4 protein-coding genes and 1 pseudogene are annotated in these 4,652 nt (G+C 64.1%); all 5 read right to left on the bottom strand.

Annotation, left to right across the window (positions count from 1 at the left end; translation table 11 throughout):
- Positions 1 to 657 (bottom strand): annotated as a pseudogene (locus HP547_RS22440) (hypothetical protein); the annotation flags it as partial.
- A gap of 8 nt (positions 658 to 665) precedes the next feature.
- On the bottom strand, positions 666 to 1,898 hold the full coding sequence (locus HP547_RS22435; protein WP_172287458.1) for a hypothetical protein: 1,233 nt from the start codon (positions 1,896 to 1,898) through the stop codon (positions 666 to 668).
- Between the two features lie 46 nt (positions 1,899 to 1,944).
- Positions 1,945 to 2,448: a hypothetical protein gene (locus tag HP547_RS22430; RefSeq protein WP_172287457.1), complete on the bottom strand. Its 504-nt coding sequence runs from the start codon at positions 2,446 to 2,448 to the stop codon at positions 1,945 to 1,947.
- A 13-nt stretch (positions 2,449 to 2,461) separates the two neighbouring features.
- The gene (locus HP547_RS22425; protein ID WP_172229668.1) at positions 2,462 to 3,196 is read right to left on the bottom strand and encodes a hypothetical protein; all 735 of its coding nucleotides are present in this window, start codon (positions 3,194 to 3,196) and stop codon (positions 2,462 to 2,464) included.
- 24 nt (positions 3,197 to 3,220) lie between these two features.
- Positions 3,221 to 4,652, bottom strand: a 1,432-nt coding sequence (locus tag HP547_RS22420; RefSeq protein ID WP_172287456.1) for an SUMF1/EgtB/PvdO family nonheme iron enzyme, incomplete at its 5' end; no start/stop codon positions are given.

The raw sequence follows: 4,652 nt of genomic DNA, 5'->3' as shown, positions 1-4,652 counted from the left end.
CGAGGCCTGGAAGCCACCCCCCGGCATACAGATTGCCGCCTGCGTGTAGCCTTGCCAGCGCTGGTACAGCGCCGGCCAGCTGCTGTACAACCCATAGAGCAGCAGCAATAACAGACCCAGCAGCAACCACGGCCACAGGCGCCAGCGGCGGCGCTCGACCAGCACTACGCTTCGCTTGGTGGCGGGTTTTGCGGTTGGCGCGGGTTTCGGCTGCGCCGGCGCTACCTTTGGCGGTGGCGGCACCGGCGCCGGCTTTGCCGTGGCAGGTGCCGGTTGCCCCCAGCGAATCACCAGCGGTTCGCCGTTGATGCTGTACAGGTTGGCCAGGTCCGGGTGCCCGATCAGCGTGCGCAACGCCTCTGCGGCCGGTGCCTGGCCGCGTTTGTGCAGTTCGTCCGCCAACTGGCCGACGGCTGCCTGGCGTTCTTGGTAGCGCCTGAGCAGCGCGGCCTGCTGCTCGCGATCCAGCGTGGCATACAGGTGCGGTTGCCCTTCCAGCTCGGACCACCATTCCAGTACGCCGTCGCGCCCCTGCCTCGGTATCGCGTACAGGTGAGCGATGCCCGGCGGAAAATGCTGGCGAATCAGCGCCACCCGCTGTTCGAGGGCACTGGCAGCATCCTGGCTGGCATGGGTGTCGCGGTTTACCCTTTGCATGGTTCGTCCTAGTCGCAATCGGCCGTGCTGGAAACTTCCTGGCTGGCGTCCTTGAGGGCTGTGGCCACCTGCTCGGCATCGTTGGCGGAATAGATGCGACCACCGGTTTGCTCGGCGACGCAGCTGGCCAGGTTGCTGTTGCTGATGTCGATCAGGTTGACGCGCAGGCGTGGCTGCTCGCGGGCGATACGCTGCGCCACTGCACACACGTCCTGCTCGCACCCGTCGGCACCGTCGATAAACATTAATATCACCCCGTCGCGGTCACGGCCGTTCATGGCCCTGGCCGTCACGTCCAGGCTGGCCGCCAGGGCGGTGCCATCATTGGGCTCGAGTGCCTGGATGCCTTCGATCAGCGCCGGACGCTGGGCAAGCTTGAACACGCCATGGTCCAGGGGAGCGCGACAGCCGTCGAAGGTCACCACGCGCATGTCGATCGCCGGGTGCAGGTCGTTGATCAGGTGGGTCAGGCTGCTCTTGGCCACGTCCATGCGCACGGGGGCCTGGGTAATGTGCGCGACGCGCTGCTGATCGATGTTCGGGTCATCATTGATGTGCTTGAAGAACCACGCTTCGTCCTCCGGGGTAGCGGCAACGTTGAGTTGCATCGAGCCCGAGGTGTCGAGCACCACGGCAAATTCGGGCGGCTGCAGCTGCGTGTCTTTCACGCAGGCGAAGGGCGTGGCAGGGCGGCTGCCAAGCCAGTGCTGCAGATACGGCCAGCCCAACCACAAGGCCAGGGCCAGCAACAGCAGGCCAAGCAACGGCAGCAGGAACCACGGCAGCCATACCCGGCGCCGGCGCACCACTGGCGCTGGGGCGGGCAAGGGTGCGGTTGCAGGCGTGACCGGGGCCGGCTCGGCCCAGCGCACGACCAGCGGCTGGCCGTTGACGCTGTACAGGTTGTTCAGGTCGGCAGGCCGGATGAGTTTTTCCAGCAGCGCTGCCTCATTGGTCTGGCCCAGGCTTTGCAGTTTGCCGACCAGTTGGCGTACCGCGTCCTGACGCTCGTCGTAAAACCGCAGCAAGGCAGCTTGCTGCTCGGCCTCAAGGTCGTGGTAGCGGTGTGGCTGGCCTTGCAGCTCCGACCACCATTCGCGCAGGCCATCCTTGCCGTCGCGCGGGGTGGCAAACTGATGAGCGATGCTTGGTGGGAAATGCCTGACGATGATCGCCATGGCTTGTTCGAGCACCCGCAGGTCGTTGCTGGCGGGGCTGGTGTCGCGGGTGACCCGCTGCATGTGCATATCCTGAAAAGATTCGGCAGCCGAAGCTGCCGAAGAGGTTCTACTCGTAACCCAGGCTCAGCTGAAGGCGGCTGACCTGTTGTTGCAGGTCCTTGAGTTTTTGTTTGCGGGCTTCGATCTGGGCGTTGCTGGCATTTTGCGAGGGTGCCGCCTGGTTGGTCTTGAGCTGCTGCTCCAGGCTGGCGATCTGCTTCTGCACATCGCTCTTGTTGCCATGGCGGGCCTTGAGGGTGCCGAGCAGCCCATTCAACGACTGCTCCAGGCTGGCCTGCTGGCGCTGCTGGCTTTGCAGGTCCTGGCGGGTCGAGGCCTGCAGCGCACTCAACTGCGCGTAGACCTCGTTGAACTGGCGGTTCTGCTCTTTGGCACTCAGCAGGTTCTGCTCGCTGTTGCGCACGCCTTCGGCATAGCCGCCGCCGTAGTCGCAGTTGAGTTTGCCAATCAGGCTGGCGTTGCTGTCGGAGGCATTGCACTGCGAGGCAGTAGTTGCACACCCGGCAAGGCTGGCCAGCAGGGCCAGGCACAAGCAATTCCGCACGAACATGGGGTGCTCTCCTTCAGCCCAGGGTAATGGCCGAGCGCTGGCTGTAGAGGCCGTCGACCTCCTGCTGCAGCGACGCGACCTTGGTGTTCATCTTGGCGATTTCGCTTTCCACCTTCTGCACTTCGGCCTGGCTGGCGCCGCCATCGCGCTCCAGCTTGGTGACCTGCTGGTATTCGGTAACGCGGGCTTTCATGTTGTTCAGGTCTTTGCGCATCAGGCCGATGTTCTGGTCGATGTTGGCGATGTCCTGCTGCGCCTTGGCCTTGTCCACGGTCTTGGCCTTGATGCTTTTCTGAATGCTGGCGAGCTGTTGCTTGTCGTCGTTGATCACGCGCTGCAGCGTGTTGGTGCGCTCCGCGACCTTGGCGGTTTCACCCTGCACTTCGGTGGTCATCGCATTCAGGCGCTCGGTGGTATCGGCATACTTTGCCCGGCGCTGGTCCAGGTAATAGTTGGCCCCCATGGCCACACCGCACGCGGCGACACCGGCGATGATCGAGCAGGCAGCCTTGTTGCCGGAGTTGGACAGCATGCAGGCGAGGATGCCGCCGCCAGCGGCAATGGCGCAGGCCTGGAAGCCCGAGGTGGTGAAGAACTTGGCATCGTTGCCGGTGGTCAGGCGCGGGTCGGCGGTGCCCTGGCTACCGGTCAGCGAACTGCCGGTGTTGGCGCAACCGGTAAAGGCCAGGCACGCAGCCATGAGCAGACTGAGCCAAGGTGTGATGCGGGTCGATGTCGGGTTGGTCATGGTGCGGTTCCTGGGGTCCTTGGGTCAGTGTGCGACGGTCTTGCAGTTGTTCAGCCACGCGGTGGCGTCGATTTTCTGGGTTTTCAGGAACGACACCTGGTTGGCCCAGTGGGTTTGCAGGTACGGCGACAGTTCCTTGAGGTTCTTGTTGGCCTTGAACGAGCCGTCCAGTACCGGGACCTGGGCGTCGAGCAGGTCCTTGCCATACAGCGAACCGGACTCCACCAGTGAGCTGGCGTAGTAGCGGCTAAGTTTGTGCAGGCGTTCCTGTTGTTCTTCGAGCTTGACCTTGCGCACGCCACAGGTCGGGTCTTCTTCGCCGACCTTGCAGTTGCTGGCGTAGTTCTTCTGCAGAAAGTCGAGGTACTGGCCGTCGTCGAGCATCTTGGTGCAGAGGAACGCCCCCAGGTTGAGGCTGGCGCGGATCGCCTGGTCGCGGGCTTCCTGTTGCTGCTGGTTGCTGGCGCGCAGCTGGTTCTCGACGGTCTTGAGCTGGGTCTTGAGCGCTTCGTCTTCCACGTTCGAGGCCAGCTCTTCCAGCGCCTTGACGGTGCCCTTGTCCTTGCTCTGGGTGGCCGGTTGATCGCTGCCCAGGTTGCTCCAGCTTTTCTCGATGCTCTTGACCCGTTCGCGCGATGTCAGGGTGGGTGAAACCATGGCCAGGCGCAGGCCGTTGGTTTTCTTGGCCACGGCGCCTTCGGCGTTGTAGTACGGCTCTTCCTGGCGCAGCGAGGTGCGCAGGTCGCCTTCGCTGGTGAGGTAGTTGCCACCGCGTACCACATAGCCGCCGGCCTGGCCGTGCTGGCGGTCGAGCTTGTTCAGGCGAAACGGCTCGAACATCATCTCGCTGGCATTGCCGAGCATGTCGTGCAACCCCAGCGGGTTCGGCTTGAGCAGCCCGGTCAGCTGCAACTGGCCGTTGGCAGACTGGGCACCAGCGAACCACTCGTGGGCATTCAGGCCCTCGGGCATGGGGTAGCGACCGTCGCGGAACTCGGCGGTGCTCACTTGCAAGCCGCCGCGTGCGGCGAACTCCCATTCCACCTCGGTAGGCAGGCGCAGGAAGCCCAGGGCGCCGTCTTCCCGGGGCAACTTGGCGGCAGCATTGGCACGCAGCCAACGGTTGTATTTGTCGGCGGCCTGCAGGGCGTCCAGCCAGGCAACCGAGACCACCGGCAGGCGCTGCTTGTTGGAGGCAGTCGGGCAGGTTTCGTCGGTCAACGCTTTGTACTGCAACTGGCTCATCTCGTATTTGGCCAGCAGGTAGTAGCGCGACTTCTCGCCTTTGGGGCTGGTGAAGCTGCCGGCGATGAAAGCGGGCCGGGTCTGCTCCACATAGCCCCACTCGCCGCTGTCCTGGCCGATGTTGATCGGGTAGTCGTCCAGCGGGCCGGCGACCGGGATCATCACCTTGCGAAACACCATCGCCCCGTCGCAGGGCATGGGCAGCACTACG

It is taken from the genome of Pseudomonas sp. CM27, assembly GCF_013179515.1.
Lineage (GTDB): Bacteria > Pseudomonadota > Gammaproteobacteria > Pseudomonadales > Pseudomonadaceae > Aquipseudomonas.
This window is presented reverse-complemented; position numbering and strand designations above follow the sequence as displayed.

Excerpts from the sequence above, each read along its gene's own strand:
- HP547_RS22435 (WP_172287458.1), bottom strand. The coding sequence starts at position 1,898 with ATGCAGCGGGTCACCCGCGACACCAGCCCCGCCAGCAACGACCTGCGG.
- HP547_RS22430 (WP_172287457.1), bottom strand. The coding sequence starts at position 2,448 with ATGTTCGTGCGGAATTGCTTGTGCCTGGCCCTGCTGGCCAGCCTTGCC.
- HP547_RS22425 (WP_172229668.1), bottom strand. The coding sequence starts at position 3,196 with ATGACCAACCCGACATCGACCCGCATCACACCTTGGCTCAGTCTGCTC.